Source organism: Hanstruepera neustonica (genome assembly GCF_002895005.1).
Classification (GTDB): Bacteria; Bacteroidota; Bacteroidia; order Flavobacteriales; family Flavobacteriaceae; genus Hanstruepera; species Hanstruepera neustonica.
The window spans coordinates 204,936-221,987 of record NZ_POWF01000001.1; the positions used below are offsets into that span (position 1 = coordinate 204,936).

Here is a 17,052-nt window from a genome sequence, read left to right on the forward strand (position 1 = left end):
CTGTGCCAAGAGCGGTTTTTTATTTTTGGCCATTTTGCAATGTGTTAAGTATAATCGTTCGCACTTGAGAATTCAACTTTTTGGTGTCTTCAATTTTAAAGCCTTTAGTTTCAATGAACTCTTTCCCAATAACGCGCATTTTACCGGGTCCTCCGCTAAAGAAAGTATAAGAAAAGCGTTGTTTGTTATCCAAAAAAATAAAAGGTGCTATAGGAATTTGATGATTAATGGCTAACCTAAAAGCACCATCTTTAAAATCATCTAAAATAATGGATTCATCTGGCACACCACCTTCTGGAAAAATACAGATACTTAAACCTTGTTTTAAACGTCTTTGAGCTCTCAAAAAAACGGCTTTTCTGCTTTTTTCTGAACTTCTATCAACTAAAATACAAGTGCGTTTGTAAAAAAACCCAAATAGTGGAATCTTGGCCAATTCTTTTTTACCAACAAAAACAAAAGGGTTTTTGGTAACCACAAGCATCAACATGATATCGGCCATAGAAGTATGATTGGCAACAAACATATAACTTGCATTCTTTTGTGTTTTTTGCTCTTGCTTGATACTGATTTTGAATCCCATTCCTATTAAAATAAAATAAGCCCAAAATCGCGCAAGTTTGAAGAAGAATGGATACCATGACTCTTTAAGTATCGAAATGAACAATAAAGGAAACAAAATAATTATGGGTAACGCCACCAAAATATAGAACCAAATACGATATAAAATCCAGAATAGATACTTGAATACAATCATAAGGTTCAAAACTACTTAAATAAATTGAGCTATTATACTAAAAAAATTACCTTTGCTTTAGGTTTAATCAATAACAAGACATGCTGCTGTGGCATTAAATATCTATGGCTAGAATTTTAACAGGAATACAAAGTACAGGCACTCCACATTTAGGTAATATTTTAGGGGCTATTATGCCCGCAATTGAAATGGCGAATAATCCTGAAAATGATTCGTTTTTGTTTATTGCTAATTTGCACACACTCACGCAAATTAAAAATGCCGAAGAATTACGACACAATACCTATTCGGTTGCCGCTACCTGGTTAGCTTTTGGTTTAGACATTGATAAAACCGTGTTTTACAGACAAAGTGATATACCTCAAGTTACTGAATTGGCCTGGTATTTAAGTTGTTTTTTTCCATATCAACGGTTAACACTGGCACATAGTTTTAAGGATAAAGCGGATAGATTGGAAGATGTAAATTCGGGTTTATTTAATTACCCGATGTTAATGGCCGCAGATATTTTATTGTACGATGCCAATATTATTCCGGTAGGTAAAGACCAATTACAGCATATTGAAATGACTCGTGATGTTGCATCCCGTTTTCATGCCAAAATGGGTGAAACTTTCGTATTGCCTGAAGGCAAAATACAGGAAAACACCATGCTTATTCCAGGTACCGATGGTGAAAAGATGAGTAAAAGTCGTGGAAACATCATCAATATCTTTTTAGACGACAAGAAACTGCGCAAGCAAATCATGTCTATAATGACAGATAGTACCCCTTTAGAAGATCCTAAAGATTGGAAAACCTGTAATTGTTTTGCTTTATACAGCATTCTAGCTTCTGTTGAAGATGTTGCAAAAATGAAAGCCAATTACGAAGCTGGTGGTTATGGTTACGGTCATGCTAAACAGGCGCTTTTTGAATTAATTGTTGAAAAATTTGCTGAACCTCGCGAACGCTATAATCATTATATGGCAAACCTAAACGAAATAGATAAGGCCTTACATGTTGGGGCTCAAAAAGCAAAGCTTGTGGCTGATGATGTTCTAAACCGTGTTCGTGAAAAAGTTGGGTATTAAATAGCGTAAATAAAAGAGCTTTTTTACCTTTCAGAACCATTGTCTATTTCGCTTCGGTGTTCTTTTACCTAAAACAATATGTATTACGAAAGACATCGTTATTTGCCAAATAGAAAAGATAACAATATTCTTCTCGAAAACTTTAAAGTATGGAATTAAATATCCGACTACTAACAATAATATAATTGAAAGAGTTATATAAACCTTTTTAGTTTTAAAGTTACCATAATTAAATATAAAAGAATAAAGTATAAGAAGAGAAACTGGAGCTATAATATATGCTGAAATTAAAAGTGATAAAACATTGGCTAAATCCTGATTAATTAAACTCATATCACTTGAAAACAAGCCAAAACTCAAAAAAGCTATTAGAAAAGAGAGAAATGAAAAAAGAACACACAAAACAACCCCAAGAACTTTATTTATTTTGATAGTTTGAAAATTTGACAAACCCATAATTAACCCAAACGTAATAGTTGTGTATTCTAAATTTGACTTTAGTAAGAACACGCAACCTACGCAAATGAGTGACGATAATATTATTCGATATTCTGTTTTATTAATCATATTGAAAATGCCAAAGAAATTAATAATCAGCGTTTAAATAACCTCAAAATATTTACCTGGTAAGGGTCTAACAACACCGTTTAGTTCCATATTTAATAATAAACTGGCTACCTTAAAAATGGGCAATCTACATTCGAGTGCAATGATGTCCAGTTGTTGTTTGTCAGCTTTTAAATAATTATAAATGATTTTTTCTTCATCGGTTAATTCAACGAACAATTGCTTTTGAACAGTAGGTTTCTCTTTATTATCCAACTCCCAGTTCAACATATATGGAATATCCAATGGACTTGATAATAAGTGTGCCTTTTGAAACTTAATCAGATTATTACACCCTACGCTTTGCTTGTCAGTTGTACGCCCAGGAACAGCAAACACATCACGATTGTAAGAATTGGCAATATCAGCAGTAACCAAACTACCTCCTTTTTCTGCTGATTCGATTACGATGGTTGCTTCACTTAAGCCAGCAATGATGCGGTTACGTTTTAAAAAATTATTCCTGTCAAAGGCATCACTGCTCCAAAAATCGGTAAAAAAACCTCCATGCTTTTTAATATCAGCAACGTATTTTTTATGAACTTTGGGATATATCTGATTCAATCCATGTGCAAGACAGCCAATAGTTTGCAAATTATGTTTTAGAGCTGCTTTTTGAGCTGTAATATCTGTTCCATAGGCAAAACCAGAAACTATAACTGGATTAAAAACAGACAAATCTTCAACCAGCGTGTTACAAAAATCAATTCCAGAAGTGGTGATTTTCCGTGTACCAACAATACTAATTATGTGTTGGTTTTTTAGTTTTATATTTCCAGATTGAAACATTAAAATAGGACTATCTATACAATGCTTTAATCGCTCTGGATATTCAGAGTCCGTGAAATAAAGACAAGTGATGTCATTGTCTTTAATAAACAATAACTCATCTTCAGCTGCAGTAAAATGCTCCTTGTTAAATAAATCGCTTATAACAATGGTTCCAATACCGTCAATTTTTAATAGGTTTTGCTTTTTTTCTTTAAAAACAGCTTCAACCGAACCGCAGTGATTAATCAGTTTTTTAGCCGTTATATCACCAATGTTCGGGACATGTTGTAAAGCCAGAATGTGAATGAGTTCGTTGTCCGTCATTATTAAACAGTTGATTTAGAAAATACAAGAAAAGAAATTTTAAGATGTTAATAAATAGTCTGAACCTAATTTTGTCCGCCTTCAAAATTTTTTAACTTTGTTTTAATGCAATTAGAGCCTTACATAAGCGATTTACTGTACCGATACGAATGTGTGACTATTCCTGATTTCGGATCGTTTTTAACCCGTAGAGTTTCAGCAACAATTCACGAATCTACACATACGTTCTATCCGCCAAAAAAAATCCTATCGTTTAATGAACAAATTCAAAAAAACGATGGCCTTTTGGCGCATTATATTGCTGATGTTGAAAAAATACCATACGAAGAAGCAACCAAAAAAGTTCAAAAGCGTGTTAAGTATTTAAAATCCTTTTTAATTGAAGGCGAAACGGTCGATTTTCACAATATTGGCAGTCTCTCATTAAACCAAGAAGGCAAAATACTTTTTGAACCGTCATATCATTTAAACTATTTAACGGATGCTTTTGGTTTATCTCAATTTGTATCTGAAGATGTCAAGCGTGAAAGTTACAAAGAAACCGTTGAAGAAATCGAAAAAGTTGTTCCAATTGCTGTAACTCCTGAACGACGTCATTCTTCAAGCTTAAATACCAAGCGTCCTTACTTAAAATATGCTGCGGTAGCACTCATTGCCTTAACCATTGGCGGTCTAGGAGCATCAAAATTTTATGTAGATAATATCAATGAGCACAATCAATTGGCTCAAGAACATGCCAATGAGCAATTAGAACATAAAATCCAAGAAGCTACCTTTGTTATTGATAATCCACTACCTGCTGTTACACTCAACGTTACGAAACAATCAGGCAATTACCACATTATTGCTGGGGCCTTTAGAATTGAAGAAAACAGTGATAAGAAAGTAAGCCAATTAAAGGAACAAGGTTTTAAGGCTCGAAAAATAGGCGTCAATAAATATGGCCTTCATGAAGTGGTTTATGCCAGTTATGAAGACCGCTTGGAAGCTTTAGAGGCCTTGCGAACTATTAAACGTACGCACAATTCAGATGCTTGGCTTTTAGTTAAGGAACTTGACTAGCCTTTAAATAGCATTATTATAACATTATTGCTATAATCATATCCCTTTTTCAACGTACCTTTGCACTTCATTAAAACAGTGGATGATGACAGCAAAAACACCCGAGCAAACAAAAACTATTATGACTGACTTGGTTTTACCAAGTGAGACCAACCCTTTGAATAATTTATTTGGAGGTGAGCTTTTGGCTAGAATGGATCGTTGTGCCAGTATTGCTGCAAGGCGTCATAGTCGTCGTATTGTGGTCACAGCTTCTGTAAACCATGTGGCATTTAATCGTTCTGTGCCTCTAGGAAGTGTTGTAACGGTTGAAGCGAAAGTATCCCGAGCTTTTAAAACTTCTATGGAAGTCTTTTTGGATGTTTGGATTGAGGACCGCGAATCTGGATTGCGCACTAAAGCTAATGAGGCCATCTACACATTTGTAGCTGTGGATGAAACGGGACGACCTGTTGAAATTCCTGAAATTACTCCTGAAACCGATTTGGAAAAAGAACGCTATGCAGCGGCTTTAAGACGCAAACAATTAAGTTTGGTTCTTGCTGGTAAAATGAAGCCTAAAGATGCCACGGAGTTAAAGGCACTGTTTGAGTAATATAATATTTAAGCACAGCCTAAATTTTGAATATCGTCAATGACCCATTTTTTGTTAATTTTTTTTACAAAAACTCGATAACTGCATCCACAAAGTTTACCACAATAAAAACCTACATGCAAAAAACCATAGGTTTTTTCTTTATTAAAATAAATTTGATACAAGTTAAGTTCACCTGAAAATTTATGTAAATGCCTTTGCTCTTTATTAGGATATTTTTCCCAATCAGCATTTTTTAGTCCCTCTAAAGATTCTCTGAAATCGGACTTATATTTCAAATCATATCCAACTGGCATTTCAATGTTTGAAACATCAATTTTAAATGATGATTTAATACATTGCGTATCAAAATTTATATTATTATGCCTAGATATAAGTTTGTCTTTTTTAGAATATTTAGCAACAGTATCAGAAACAATAACTGTTAATGGAGCAAAATCTGTAGTATCTAGATAAACTTTATGGTTTTCAACAGCTTGACGAAACGCTTCATCCATTTCTTCCTTATCTTTATACTTCCTTGTATGTTCATTGTTAGCGGCTCCTTGTATGTAAGGAGGTGGCGGCGGAACAAACATTTTCCTATGATCCTTAAAAGTTTTATCAACCAATTTAGGAAAAATATCTTGATAGACTTGTTGTTCTAGTATAGACCCTTCTTCAAATTTGTTTGAGCATGATAAAAGAATAAATAGAACAAAAAAACATGATAAATAGTCCTTCATAGATTTGGTTCTATTATTACATCCTATAAATCCATTCTGCGGGATTTACGGTTTTGGTTTCTTTGAAAATAGAGAAGTTTAAAATGGTTTCGCCACTGGACGGATTTGTAAATACTTGCCCAATGGTTTCTTTGGTAGAAACTTTATCGCCTTTTTTGACATAAATTTTAGCCATATTGGAATAGGCCGTGATATAGTTACCATGCTGAATTAAAACTGTTGGATTCCCATTTTTTGAGGTAATGATTCGCATAACCTCACCATTAAAAATGGCGCGAACATCTGCATTTTTTTCAGTGGCAATACGCACGCCATTACTTTGAATAGTCACATTTTTTACAACTGGATGCGGTTGTTTTCCATACCGAACCTTGACCACACCTTTTTCAACGGGCCAAAGTAATTTGCCTTTATTGGACACAAAGTCTTTAGCCAATGCTTTGGCTTCGGGTGTTAATGCAAAACCACTTGAAGCGGTTGTTGCTTTACCCGCTTTTTTGTTTGAAGCTGCAATGGCTTCACGGATAATTTTCTCTATTTCACGATCAATTTTTTCTGCTTCGCGTTGTTTAGCACGTATTTGTGCTGTGTAGTTACTTAAATTCTTATTTATGGCAGCCATCAATTCACGTTGTTGCCCCAGCTCTTTCTCCAGCTCCCGCTGTGCCACACGATTCTCCTCAATAAGTTTTTGCTTATCGGCTTTTTGTCGTAATAAATCGGTGTTGATTTCTTGCAATTCAGCTGTTTTAATCTTTATCGCTTCGCCTTGTTCTTTTTGGTAATTAGCATACTGATTTAAATACTGAATGCGTTTATAAGCTTGCTTGAAATTGGTGGAAGACAATAAGAACATGACCCGACTTTGTTCACTTTTACTCTTATAGGATTTGACAATCATTTTAGCATAATTATCCTTGAGTGTTGCCAATTCATCACGCAATTCTGTTATTTTATTTTGATTGTCGTTTATTTCACGTGTTAATAAATTCGCCTGCTGATTAGTAACTAATATTAAATTCTTTCGCACACTTACTCGGTAGTTTAAGTCCTCTATAAGCGTGGTTTGAGACTTTTTCTTGTTCTTATCTTTAAAAAGCAATTCATTGATCTGCTTGATCTCGTTTCGCAACTCATTGCGCCTTTCTTCCAGTTCCAACTGCTTTTTGCTTTGTGAAAAACAAAGTGAGGTCATTAGACTAAAAATGACCAAAAAAAGAATATGTGTTTTAGATGTGCGCATAAATTACTTAAGAATTATTTCATCAAAACCAGAAGGGATTTTAAAGGGATAACGTAAATCTTCATTTAAACTTACCGATTTAAATGCCATTTCTATAATAGTTTCTTGATCTCCTTCTAAAGCAATTATTTTCATGTTTTCAGGTAAGCTTTGTTTATTGACTTCTTGATAGTTTAAATAATCTATTTCTAAAAAACGAGATTCTGTAGCTTGTGACAATTGTTGAGAATCCATTTTGAAATGAGACGGGTTGATGATGTAAAACAATTCGAATAAACTTAATTGATTTTTTGGTTGAAACAAATAGGCATCATTATGGATGGACATATCATAAGTAGCCTTGTCCAAGTCAAATATAGCATTCCCAAGCAACAAGTTTTGTAATTTTTTAAAATCTAATTCTGTGCCCAATATATCACTTAAATAACTGTAGTCTCCATCAAAATAAGTATTGTCCAATTTGTTATAAAAACTAACTTTATTGGGTGTGATTTTAGCTCGAATTAAATTTAATGCCGAATTTATCCAAATTACCTCATCTTTCAGCATTCTTAAGGTTACGGTATGTGATTGTGATTTGTTCTCTTGCGTGTAAACCACTTTTACTTTGGACTGAAGTGTCTTAAAATTAGCCGATTTTTTAGCATTGGCCTTAATAACTTCTTTTGATGATAATCCGAGGTTTTTTTCACCACTAGTCAATCCTTTAGAAGACTTGCATCCTACTAAAACAATAAAAAAGGCTAAAAAAACAGCAGCAATATTAATACGCATGTTCATTAATTTGAGGATTCTAATTGTTTTGCTTTATCACTAAACGTTTTTGCTTTAACAGTATTGTTAAGTTGCGTATATGCTATACTGATTTGTTGGTAAAAGTCCGCTTCCATTTCTGGGTCTTCGATAATATAATCTAATCCTGTTTCTAAAGCTTCCAAAGCTTCTTTTGGTTTTTTTAATTCATTTAATGCAACACCATGAATCAAATAGAACAATGGCTGCGACGGGAATTTTTCCAATGTTTCACGGCTCATGGATTCTGCTTCTGTATAGTTCTTCAAATCTAAATGAAGTAGCAGCACATTTCGTAAAATACCAAAGTTATCACCATCCAATTTAAGGGCTTTTTGATAATAATTAAGGGCTTTATCCTTTTCTTCTTTTTTGAGGAAATATTGTGCTAATTCCAAATAGGATGTTCCATTATTGTCATCTGTTATAATGGTAGTCGTTTCTACAAGATCATCTTCGTATTCGGGGTTTTCTGAAACAAATTTTACAAAATCAGCCAATACCATCATTTTTGCATCCGGTCTGATTCGTGTACTCTTAAGTACTATCTTCATAGATTCAATGGCTTTTTCTGCATCCTGATCATCTAAATAAAACTTATAAAGTGCTAAATGAACTAATTGGGAGTTTGGCTTTATTTCCAATAATTTTTTGGCAGTTTCAAAGGCCTTTTCCTTTTCATTGTTTTCGCTGTACCTATAAATTAGAGCCAAATAGTTTGATTCTTCATCGGGATTATCCTCTACTCGATCCTCCAGATTTTCAATTTGTTCTTTTTTTCTACCGGTAGCTTCATAAATTTGGTTTCTTATAATATCCCTTGTCATTGAAAGGCCTAATTCTGCATCCATTTCATCTAAAACCTCTAACGCTTCATCATACTTTTTTGTTTTCACATACAAGGTCGCCAAGTCTTCTTTGTAGTCCGGATGGTACTTAACTAGTTGTTTTACCGTTTTTATGGCATTATCATAATCATCTTGTTGGGCATATACATCGTACAACTCATCCAGATACCATTCATTGTCTGGCTCTATTTTAACTGCCTTCTTCAGGGCGTCTTCAGCTTCGCCAAAATTTTTGAGTTTGTTATAATTTTTACCCAATTCATAATAGAAAACCGACTGTGAATCGTCTATCTCAATACACTTTAACAAGGCTGTTACAGCTCGGTCATAATTTTCAATACCTTTTTGTTTCAATGCTTCAAAAAAATACTCCTGCTCTCGGTCTTCTACTTCACCTAGGTCATCATCAGGTGTTTTGTTGTAATCTATTTGGGCAAAGTGGATTTGTGGGACCAATAAAAGTCCTATAAAAAAGATAAAAATGTAGGTTTTACGTTTCATATATGAGGTTATTCTTCATAATCAAGAACAACAATTCAAAATTTATTCCAAAACAGAATAATCACCAATACTAACTTTCGAAAAGTTACCATCAAATTGTACGTGATTTCCAATCATGGCTTCGTCTAAATTAGCATTTTTAATTGTTGTGTGGCTTTGAATTAAGCTATTTTTAACGGTTGAAGACTCAACAATTGTGTCATCACCTATTGATACATATGGCCCAACGGTTGAATCCTTTAAAACAACATTCTTGCCAATATAGCAAGGCTGTACAATTTTAGAATTTTCAATTCTTAAGCTAGCATCTATTAACGCTTCACTATCCTCTTGAAGAAATCCAAGCATTCTGGCATTGGTCTCAATAGTAACTGCTTTGTTTCCGCAATCCATCCATTCATCTACTTGACCTGTTTTAAAAATCTTCCCTTTTGCCATCATGCCTTTAATACCGTCATTGATTTGATATTCGCCACCATTGACAATATTGTTGTCTAAAACATGTTGTAATTCATTCTTTAAAACGCCAACATCCTTAAAGTAGTATATCCCTATAACTGCCAAATCACTGACGAAGAATTTTGGTTTTTCGACCAATTCGGTTATTTCATTTTTATCATTTAGATTAACAACACCGTAAGCTTCTGGCTTATCAACTTGTTTAACCCAAATTACGGCATCGGCATCTTCATCAAGATTAAAATCCGCTCTTATCAACGTATCGGCATACGCAATAACTGCAGGGCCTGACAACGACTCTTTAGCGCACATAATGGCATGACCTGTACCTAAAGGTTGATCTTGTCTATAAATTGTAGGCTTTGCGCCAAGTGAATTGGCCAAATTGTTGAGACTTTCCACAACATCATCGCCAAAAAAAGCGGGATCCCCTAAAACAAAGGCAATCTCTTCAATGGGTTGATTAATAACTTTAGCTATGTCTTTTACCAATCTGTGAACAATTGGTTCACCTGCAACAGGAATTAACGGTTTTGGAACGGTTAAACTATGAGGTCTTAATCTAGATCCTCGTCCTGCCATGGGTACTATAATTTTCATAATTTTGTTTATTTTATTTTGTTCCTGTACTACCAAAACCGCCTTCTCCTCGCGCTGTTTCGGATAAATTCTCAACTTCTTGCCATTCTGCTCGTTCGTGTTTGGCAATTACCAATTGGGCAATGCGCTCACCATTATTTATGACAAAATCTTCATTAGATAAATTAACCAGTATAACACCTACTTCACCTCTATAATCAGCATCTATAGTGCCTAGTGCATTTAAAACTGTGATTCCCTTTTTTGCCGCCAATCCGCTACGCGGTCTAACTTGTGCCTCAATACCAACTGGTAATTCTATAAACAGACCTGTGCCAACAATGCTTCTCTCTAATGGTTTCAGGATTCTGGGTTCTGAAAGGTTGGCGCGCAAATCCATTCCTGCAGATGCTATAGTCTCATAATGCGGTAACTCGTGATTAGATTTATTAATGATTTTAATTTTCATGGTTTTCTATTTCTGATTGTAATAAATTGATAATTGACCCCATTTCTTCTTGTAAAGCTGGACCTTCTGTAAAGATATCTCTCATATAGCTGTAAATATATACCACTAAATTTTCATATTTATCTGACTCAATTAATTGAATCATTTCCTGCTTGTATTCCATTTGTTCAATTTTGGAACTTTTGTCAATATTATGAGCAATTGAAAAATTGATTTTTGAATTATCGATTTGAAAAGGATAAAGATTTCTTTGAGTAAACGACATAACATTTGTTTCTTCTTCCCTATAATCATTTAATAAATCTTGAAATCTGGCAATTTTAAGTTTTAATGAATCATTGGAAATCAGTTCAATTTTCCCCGAATTAATAACCGAATTATAAATGCCTTGAAACGGATTAAAGGTGTAATTAGTGCCAATGCTACGATTCAGGCTTCTTAAGCTGTCCAAAGATAATTCTCTTAGATTAGAAGCCAACATGGTTTCAATTCCCTTTTTTCGGTTTAAATGAAATTTATAGGCTCTATCAAAATTATTAAGGTTTTCATTAAACTCTTTAAGAAGGCTTTTAAGTACTTTTAATTCCTCTTTTTTCAATTCACGGTTGTTGTTCCAGTTACTCACTTGAAGTGCCAACAGAATACCAATCATCACTAAAATAATCTCGCCAACAGCATACTTTAAATAACGACCTGTCTGGTTCTCATTGATAAGTTCTTTGCGTATTTTATTGAAGAATTTAATCACGTGTTTCTATTATCTAGTTAAGAGTTGTTTGATTTGATTCTTTTCAGAAAAACCTACAATAATCAAAAATACAATTAAGAGTGAAATGCCCACAGTGTAATTGTATCTAAATTGATAAAAACTAACAAATGAAAACACCGTGGAAACTAAAAGGTATAGGCTTATTTTCTTGAGATTATATGGAATAGGATAATATTTTTTTCCGAAATAATAAGATAAAAGCATCATGCTTGCATAAGCTGACAAGGTTGCAATTGCAGAAGCTTTGAAACTCAAAGTTTTTATAAAAAGTATGTTTATTGCTAAAGTTATAAGTGCTCCAACTACAGAAATATAAGCTCCGAATTTTGTTCTATCAGTGATTTTATACCATACTGATAAATTGTGATATATCCCTAAACAGAAGTTGGCTAACAGAATTATTGGGACTACCCACATGGCTTCCCAATAGGCTTCACTTCTAACAATAAAAGGTTTAATTAAATCGGCAAAAACAACTACGCTCAAGAAAATGACAGAACCTGCAGCCACAAAAAACTCTAAAATTCGAGCATAGTTTTTTTGAGGGTTTTCTGAATTGGCATGGCTGAAAAAAAATGGTTCTATACCCAGTCGATAAGCTGTAGCAAAAAGTGTCATAAACAACGCTAATTTGTAACAGGCTGAATACATCCCGATGTGGGTATCCGCAATATTATTTGGCAACAGTTCTTTTAATAAAATACGATCAAATGTTTCATTTATTGAAAAAGCTACGCCTGCAATAAGTACTGGGTAAGCATAACGCATCATACTTTTCCAAAGCTTGCTGTCAAAGGTAAATTTGACCTTAACATAAAAAGAAGCCATTAATAGCAACGTTAATGCGCTGGCTATTAAGTTTGCAATGAAAATGTAACTTATTTCAAAATTTGGCTTGTAAATATTTCCGAAAATATTGCTTTCGCTAGCTAAATCTTGTAATGCCAATAAAAAGAACAGATTGAGTCCAAGATTTACAGCTACATTAAGAATTTTAATGACCGCATAACGCATGGGTTGTTGCGTGGCTCGCAACCAAGCAAATGGAATAATAACCAAGGCATCCAACAAAAGAATCCAAATAACAAGTTTGATATATTTCACATGAATATCAATAAAATTAGCTATCTGATTTTGAAACATCATAGCCACTATAAAGAAGCCTAAAGAGGAAATTATCAATGATACGGTAGACGTTCCAACAACCCTTTCCTTGTCTTGCTCTTTATTATAATAACGGAAAAAAGCTGTTTCCATTCCATAGGCTAAAATAACGTTGAATAAAACAAACCATGAAAAAATGACGTTTACTTGACCATATTCTGCTACAGATGATAGCACTCCTTGAGTGGTGTATAAAGGCACCAACAAAAAGCTCAACATTCTTGGTAGTACAGTTGCCAAACCGTAAATAAATGTTTGCTTAAAAAGTCTTTTTAATGCGGCCAAAAGCTATTGTTTATTCTGCTAAAAGTACGTTTTTAGTTAACGTAAACCAAAGAGATTGGTTATTCTTCATTAGGTGGAACTCGAGGATAGTATTCTGCTTGTTTTTCAATCAGATTTTTAACCTTGAAATACTTGACCTCATTTTTTTCAATATAACTCAAAACACATTCCGTTAACTCCAGTTTATAGGGAAATATATTTCCGTATTCATCAAGTTTGTTACCACTCATATTGAGGTCGGGCTTTCTATTCAATGCTGTTTCAAATGATGCTATATAACCCATTTTTCCTTGTTCCAGTTTAGCCTTTAATCCTCTAAAAAAAGCACTGTCAAAAACTACATGCTTTTTGTTTTCCTTTACTGGCAAATACAAGTGATATCCTGATCCACCTCCTTGAACACCAGCTACCCATTTTTGAAAGAAGACATCGCCCAAAACAAAGGACGGTTTGTCTTCTAATTTGACTATTCCTTGTTGCGCTTTAGCTTTAGAACTCGAACATTGAGTGATGGTAATTGTCGCAAAAACTAAACTGAACGAATAGAGTATGACGTACTTGATTTTCATGGTGTTACATAATAGAATTATAAATATACAATTTCAAAATTAATGTTAGAAAAATCTAATTTGTTATAAAGTCAGATAAAGTAATATATTTGTTAAGATTCATTATTGAATAGATCAAAGCCTGAATTTACCGTTTCCTGTTTTATTCACCCGAAATTTTATAAATGATTTCTCATAAACATAAATGTATTTTTATTCATATTGCAAAATGTGCAGGATCAACTGTTGAAAATGCTTTTGGTGTTGATATTGCCGATCAAAGCCAAAACAATCATAAGAATTTTTTTGGTTGGGATGACAAAAACAAACTTTACTTGCAACATGCTACTCCACAAGAACTATTATCTTATGGCTTAATTGATGAAAATACATGGAATAACTACTATAAATTTGTTATTGTTCGTAATTCTTGGGATAAATCTATTTCTGACTATTTCTGGATGTTAAGAAAAGAGTTTTTAAAAGGAAGCTTTATTAAATATTTAAATCGATCAGGGAAATTCAAAAAAAAACTAACCGACAATTCCAACAGTGAGTATCGTGGAGATCACTTAACTAAACAAATTGATTACTTTAAATTAAATGGCAAATTTATTAAATACGATAAAGTTCTGTTTTTTGATCAATTAAAAACAGGGTTACCCGAAGTTGCTAAAGATTTAAGTTTGCCTATAGATTTTTTTGACAAAAAAATAAACGCTAATCCTGAAAAAAAACACTACTCAAAATATTATTCTTACAGAATGATAAAGAAAGTAAAGAAAATTTACGGGCAAGATATCAAGTTTTTTGGATTTAAATTTGATGATAAAAGAAGCTTCAAAGAAAAAGTTCTCCTCTTTTTAAAACTAAAAAACCCCACAAACATGTGAGGTTTTTTAAAGTCTTTTGTTTTATGCCCTAATTGTTCAAGGCTTCGGCACCACCAACGATTTCAAGAATTTCATTAGTAATGGCTGCCTGACGTGCTTTGTTATAAGTTAATTTCAATTGATCTCTCAATTCTGTTGCATTATCGGTTGCTTTGTGCATAGCTGTCATACGTGCACCGTGCTCACTGGCAAATGAATCTCTGATAGCTTTAAATAATTGTGTCTTTAAAGATTTAGGAATTAATTGCTCCACAATCTCCAATTTTGAAGGTTCAAAGATGTAATCTAAATTAACATTAGCATCGCTTTCAATTGGCACAATTGGTAAAAATTGTTCAGTGATAACTTCTTGAGTGGCTGCATTTTTGAACTTGTTGTAAACCACTTCAATTTTATCAAACTCTCCTGCAACAAATTTATCCATCAACATTTCAGCAATTTCGGCAACATTATCAAAACTCAAATCATCAAAAACAGCACTATTGTTAGAGATAACCTTGTTAGTCTTTTTAAATGCATCATTGGCTTTTTTACCAATAGTTACATAAGAAACCTCTTGGTTGGCATACTTGTTTGATGACAACCTACTAACTTCTTTAATAATATTGGAGTTAAAAGCACCTGCCAAACCTCTATTTGACGTAATCGCAACAATTAAAACCTTGTTGACCTCACGTTGTTCAGAAAATTTGCTTCCAGAGTCTGCATCTAAAGTAGCACTCAAACTTTGTAAAAGCTCGGTTAACTTATCTGCATAAGGACGCATGGCAGTGATAGCATCTTGTGCCTTTTTCAATTTAGCAGCTGATACCATTTTCATGGCACTGGTAATCTGCATGGTTGAAGACACCGATGATATTCTGTTACGTATTTCTTTTAAATTTGCCATATTTAGTCTTTAGTTATTAGTGGTTAGTCTATAGTCTTGTTGACTAACGACTAAAGTCTAGTTATGCTCTATATTTTGCTGATAATTCTTTAGCTACAGTCATTAAAGTATCTGTAACTTCATCAGTTAATTTACCTGCTTTAAGAGTTGCTAAAGCGTCACTGTGCTTCGCCTTTAAAAACTCAATAAAATCACGCTCAAATTCCTTTACTTTCTCAACAGGAACGTCTCTTAACAAGTTTTTAGAACCTGCATAAATAATCGCAATTTGATCTTCAACTGTATATGGATCGTTTTGAGCTTGTTTTAAAATCTCAACGTTACGCTTACCTTTTTCAATAACATTTAAAGTAGCTGAATCTAAATCAGAACCAAACTTCGCAAATGCTTCCAATTCACGGAATTGAGCTTGATCTAATTTTAATGTACCCGCAACTTTTTTCATGGATTTAATTTGAGCGTTACCACCAACACGAGATACAGAAATACCTACGTTAATTGCTGGACGAACACCCGAGTTAAACAAATCACCATCCAAGAAAATCTGACCATCCGTAATAGAAATTACGTTTGTTGGGATATACGCTGATACGTCACCCGCTTGCGTTTCAATGATTGGTAAAGCTGTTAACGAACCACCACCTTTAACCATTGGCTTTAAGGTTTCTGGTAAATCGTTCATTTCTTTTGCAATAGCATCGTCATTAATAACCTTTGCAGAACGCTCTAATAAACGTGAATGTAAGTAGAAAACGTCTCCAGGATACGCCTCACGTCCTGGTGGACGACGTAATAATAAGGATACCTCACGATATGCAACCGCTTGCTTTGATAAATCATCATAAATGATTAACGCTGGACGACCAGTATCTCTAAAATACTCCCCAATTGCAGCACCTGCCATAGGCGCATATACTTGCATTGGGGCTGGATCAGAAGCATTGGCTGCTACAATAGTTGTATAAGCTAAAGCACCTTTTTCTTCCAATGTTTTGGCGATGTTAGCCACTGTAGATGCTTTTTGTCCTACAGCAACATATATACAATATACAGGTTCACCTGCATCATAAAATTCTTTTTGATTTAAGATGGTATCAATACAAACTGTTGTCTTACCAGTTTGACGGTCACCAATTACCAACTCACGCTGACCTCTACCTACAGGAATCATCGCGTCGATTGACTTAATACCTGTTTGTAGTGGTTCAGTTACAGGCTCACGATAGATAACACCAGGTGCTTTACGCTCTAATGGCATTTCATAAGTTTCACCAGAGATAGGTCCTTTACCATCAATTGGGTTTCCAAGTGTATCAACCACACGACCAACAATACCTTCACCTACATTGATAGATGCAATAAGATTGGTTCGCTTAACAGTAGATCCTTCTTTAACGCCTTTAGAATCCCCTAATAATACAATACCAACATTGTCTTCTTCAAGGTTCAATACAATTCCTTCTAAACCGCCTTCAAACTCTACTAACTCACCGTATTGAGCATTTGATAGTCCGTAAGCACGTACAATACCATCACCAACAGTTAATACTGTTCCTACTTCGTCTAATGAAGCCCCTGCTTCAAAACCTGAAAGTTGTTGTTTTAAGATTGCTGATATTTCAGCTGGTTTTACTTCTGCCATCTTTATTTAGATATTAGATGTTAGATGTTAGATGTTAGACACCTATTCTAACAATTTT

Annotated in this window: 17 protein-coding genes; 4 read left to right on the plus strand and 13 right to left on the minus strand. The window is 34.0% G+C overall.

The genetic code is table 11. The features are described 5' to 3' along the window. Positions 1-19: 19 nt before the first annotated feature. Positions 20-757, minus strand: coding sequence for a lysophospholipid acyltransferase family protein (locus tag C1T31_RS00925; protein WP_103050587.1), 738 nt, complete (start codon positions 755-757; stop codon positions 20-22). A 104-nt stretch (positions 758-861) separates the two neighbouring features. Here C1T31_RS00925 and trpS point away from each other — a divergent pair, with 104 nt between their 5' ends. After that, complete coding sequence (trpS, locus tag C1T31_RS00930; protein WP_103050588.1) at positions 862-1,830, plus strand: tryptophan--tRNA ligase; 969 nt, start codon at positions 862-864, stop codon at positions 1,828-1,830. A gap of 600 nt (positions 1,831-2,430) precedes the next feature. Here the strand turns inward: trpS and dprA are convergent. Beyond that, complete coding sequence (gene dprA / locus C1T31_RS00940) at positions 2,431-3,531, minus strand: DNA-processing protein DprA (protein ID WP_103050590.1); 1,101 nt, start codon at positions 3,529-3,531, stop codon at positions 2,431-2,433. 105 nt (positions 3,532-3,636) lie between these two features. On the opposite strand from dprA, the gene C1T31_RS00945 reads away from it, so the two are divergent. Next, positions 3,637-4,593 (plus strand): HU domain-containing protein, encoded by a 957-nt coding sequence (locus C1T31_RS00945; protein WP_103050591.1) that lies wholly within the window; start codon positions 3,637-3,639, stop codon positions 4,591-4,593. Positions 4,594-4,678: 85 nt separating this feature from the next. Continuing rightward, positions 4,679-5,188, plus strand: a complete 510-nt coding sequence (locus tag C1T31_RS00950) for an acyl-CoA thioesterase (RefSeq protein ID WP_103050592.1) — start codon at positions 4,679-4,681, stop codon at positions 5,186-5,188. Positions 5,189-5,196: 8 nt separating this feature from the next. Here C1T31_RS00950 and C1T31_RS00955 read toward each other — a convergent pair whose 3' ends face one another. Genes C1T31_RS00955 through C1T31_RS00995 form a run of 9 tightly spaced genes read right to left on the minus strand, consistent with a single transcriptional unit; the run spans position 5,197 to position 13,591 of the window. Next, the gene (locus C1T31_RS00955; RefSeq protein WP_103050593.1) at positions 5,197-5,913 is read right to left on the minus strand and encodes a hypothetical protein; all 717 of its coding nucleotides are present in this window, start codon (positions 5,911-5,913) and stop codon (positions 5,197-5,199) included. A 16-nt stretch (positions 5,914-5,929) separates the two neighbouring features. Beyond that, positions 5,930-7,108: a murein hydrolase activator EnvC family protein gene (locus C1T31_RS00960; protein WP_243398869.1), complete on the minus strand. Its 1,179-nt coding sequence runs from the start codon at positions 7,106-7,108 to the stop codon at positions 5,930-5,932. A gap of 51 nt (positions 7,109-7,159) precedes the next feature. Next, entirely contained in the window at positions 7,160-7,930 is a 771-nt protein-coding gene (locus tag C1T31_RS00965) for a DUF4292 domain-containing protein (RefSeq protein ID WP_243398870.1), read from the minus strand. A gap of 5 nt (positions 7,931-7,935) precedes the next feature. Next, positions 7,936-9,297: a tetratricopeptide repeat protein gene (locus C1T31_RS00970; protein WP_103050596.1), complete on the minus strand. Its 1,362-nt coding sequence runs from the start codon at positions 9,295-9,297 to the stop codon at positions 7,936-7,938. 42 nt (positions 9,298-9,339) lie between these two features. Then, positions 9,340-10,356 (minus strand): sugar phosphate nucleotidyltransferase, encoded by a 1,017-nt coding sequence (locus tag C1T31_RS00975; RefSeq protein WP_103050597.1) that lies wholly within the window; start codon positions 10,354-10,356, stop codon positions 9,340-9,342. Between the two features lie 13 nt (positions 10,357-10,369). Next, the gene (dut, locus tag C1T31_RS00980; protein WP_103050598.1) at positions 10,370-10,804 is read right to left on the minus strand and encodes a dUTP diphosphatase; all 435 of its coding nucleotides are present in this window, start codon (positions 10,802-10,804) and stop codon (positions 10,370-10,372) included. Further along, positions 10,794-11,552 carry a DUF6090 family protein gene (locus C1T31_RS00985; RefSeq protein ID WP_103050599.1) on the minus strand — a complete coding sequence of 253 codons (759 nt, stop codon included), beginning with the start codon at positions 11,550-11,552 and terminating at the stop codon, positions 10,794-10,796. The genes dut and C1T31_RS00985 overlap by 11 nt, the downstream gene beginning before the upstream one ends. A 9-nt stretch (positions 11,553-11,561) precedes the next feature. After that, positions 11,562-13,022: an oligosaccharide flippase family protein gene (locus tag C1T31_RS00990; protein WP_103050600.1), complete on the minus strand. Its 1,461-nt coding sequence runs from the start codon at positions 13,020-13,022 to the stop codon at positions 11,562-11,564. Positions 13,023-13,081: 59 nt separating this feature from the next. Beyond that, positions 13,082-13,591, minus strand: a complete 510-nt coding sequence (locus C1T31_RS00995) for a hypothetical protein (RefSeq protein WP_103050601.1) — start codon at positions 13,589-13,591, stop codon at positions 13,082-13,084. A gap of 164 nt (positions 13,592-13,755) precedes the next feature. Here C1T31_RS00995 and C1T31_RS01000 point away from each other — a divergent pair, with 164 nt between their 5' ends. Continuing rightward, on the plus strand, positions 13,756-14,463 hold the full coding sequence (locus C1T31_RS01000) for a sulfotransferase family 2 domain-containing protein (protein ID WP_103050602.1): 708 nt from the start codon (positions 13,756-13,758) through the stop codon (positions 14,461-14,463). A gap of 28 nt (positions 14,464-14,491) precedes the next feature. Here the strand turns inward: C1T31_RS01000 and atpG are convergent, their stop codons facing one another. Further along, a complete protein-coding gene (gene atpG, locus C1T31_RS01005; protein ID WP_103050603.1) occupies positions 14,492-15,352 on the minus strand; it encodes an ATP synthase F1 subunit gamma in 861 nt (286 codons plus the stop codon). A 61-nt stretch (positions 15,353-15,413) separates the two neighbouring features. Further along, the gene (gene atpA / locus C1T31_RS01010; RefSeq protein WP_103050604.1) at positions 15,414-16,994 is read right to left on the minus strand and encodes a F0F1 ATP synthase subunit alpha; all 1,581 of its coding nucleotides are present in this window, start codon (positions 16,992-16,994) and stop codon (positions 15,414-15,416) included. Positions 16,995-17,052: the final 58 nt, after the last annotated feature.

Bases quoted from the DNA above. Each gene is read 5' to 3' on its own strand.
- C1T31_RS00925 (WP_103050587.1), bottom strand. From the start codon at position 757: ATGATTGTATTCAAGTATCTATTCTGGATTTTATATCGTATTTGGTTC.
- trpS (WP_103050588.1), top strand. From the start codon at position 862: ATGGCTAGAATTTTAACAGGAATACAAAGTACAGGCACTCCACATTTA.
- dprA (WP_103050590.1), bottom strand. From the start codon at position 3,531: ATGACGGACAACGAACTCATTCACATTCTGGCTTTACAACATGTCCCG.
- C1T31_RS00945 (WP_103050591.1), top strand. From the start codon at position 3,637: ATGCAATTAGAGCCTTACATAAGCGATTTACTGTACCGATACGAATGT.
- C1T31_RS00950 (WP_103050592.1), top strand. From the start codon at position 4,679: ATGACAGCAAAAACACCCGAGCAAACAAAAACTATTATGACTGACTTG.
- C1T31_RS00955 (WP_103050593.1), bottom strand. From the start codon at position 5,913: ATGAAGGACTATTTATCATGTTTTTTTGTTCTATTTATTCTTTTATCA.
- C1T31_RS00960 (WP_243398869.1), bottom strand. From the start codon at position 7,108: ATGACCTCACTTTGTTTTTCACAAAGCAAAAAGCAGTTGGAACTGGAA.
- C1T31_RS00965 (WP_243398870.1), bottom strand. From the start codon at position 7,930: ATGCGTATTAATATTGCTGCTGTTTTTTTAGCCTTTTTTATTGTTTTA.
- C1T31_RS00970 (WP_103050596.1), bottom strand. From the start codon at position 9,297: ATGAAACGTAAAACCTACATTTTTATCTTTTTTATAGGACTTTTATTG.
- C1T31_RS00975 (WP_103050597.1), bottom strand. From the start codon at position 10,356: ATGAAAATTATAGTACCCATGGCAGGACGAGGATCTAGATTAAGACCT.
- dut (WP_103050598.1), bottom strand. From the start codon at position 10,804: ATGAAAATTAAAATCATTAATAAATCTAATCACGAGTTACCGCATTAT.
- C1T31_RS00995 (WP_103050601.1), bottom strand. From the start codon at position 13,591: ATGAAAATCAAGTACGTCATACTCTATTCGTTCAGTTTAGTTTTTGCG.
- C1T31_RS01000 (WP_103050602.1), top strand. From the start codon at position 13,756: ATGATTTCTCATAAACATAAATGTATTTTTATTCATATTGCAAAATGT.
- atpG (WP_103050603.1), bottom strand. From the start codon at position 15,352: ATGGCAAATTTAAAAGAAATACGTAACAGAATATCATCGGTGTCTTCA.
- atpA (WP_103050604.1), bottom strand. From the start codon at position 16,994: ATGGCAGAAGTAAAACCAGCTGAAATATCAGCAATCTTAAAACAACAA.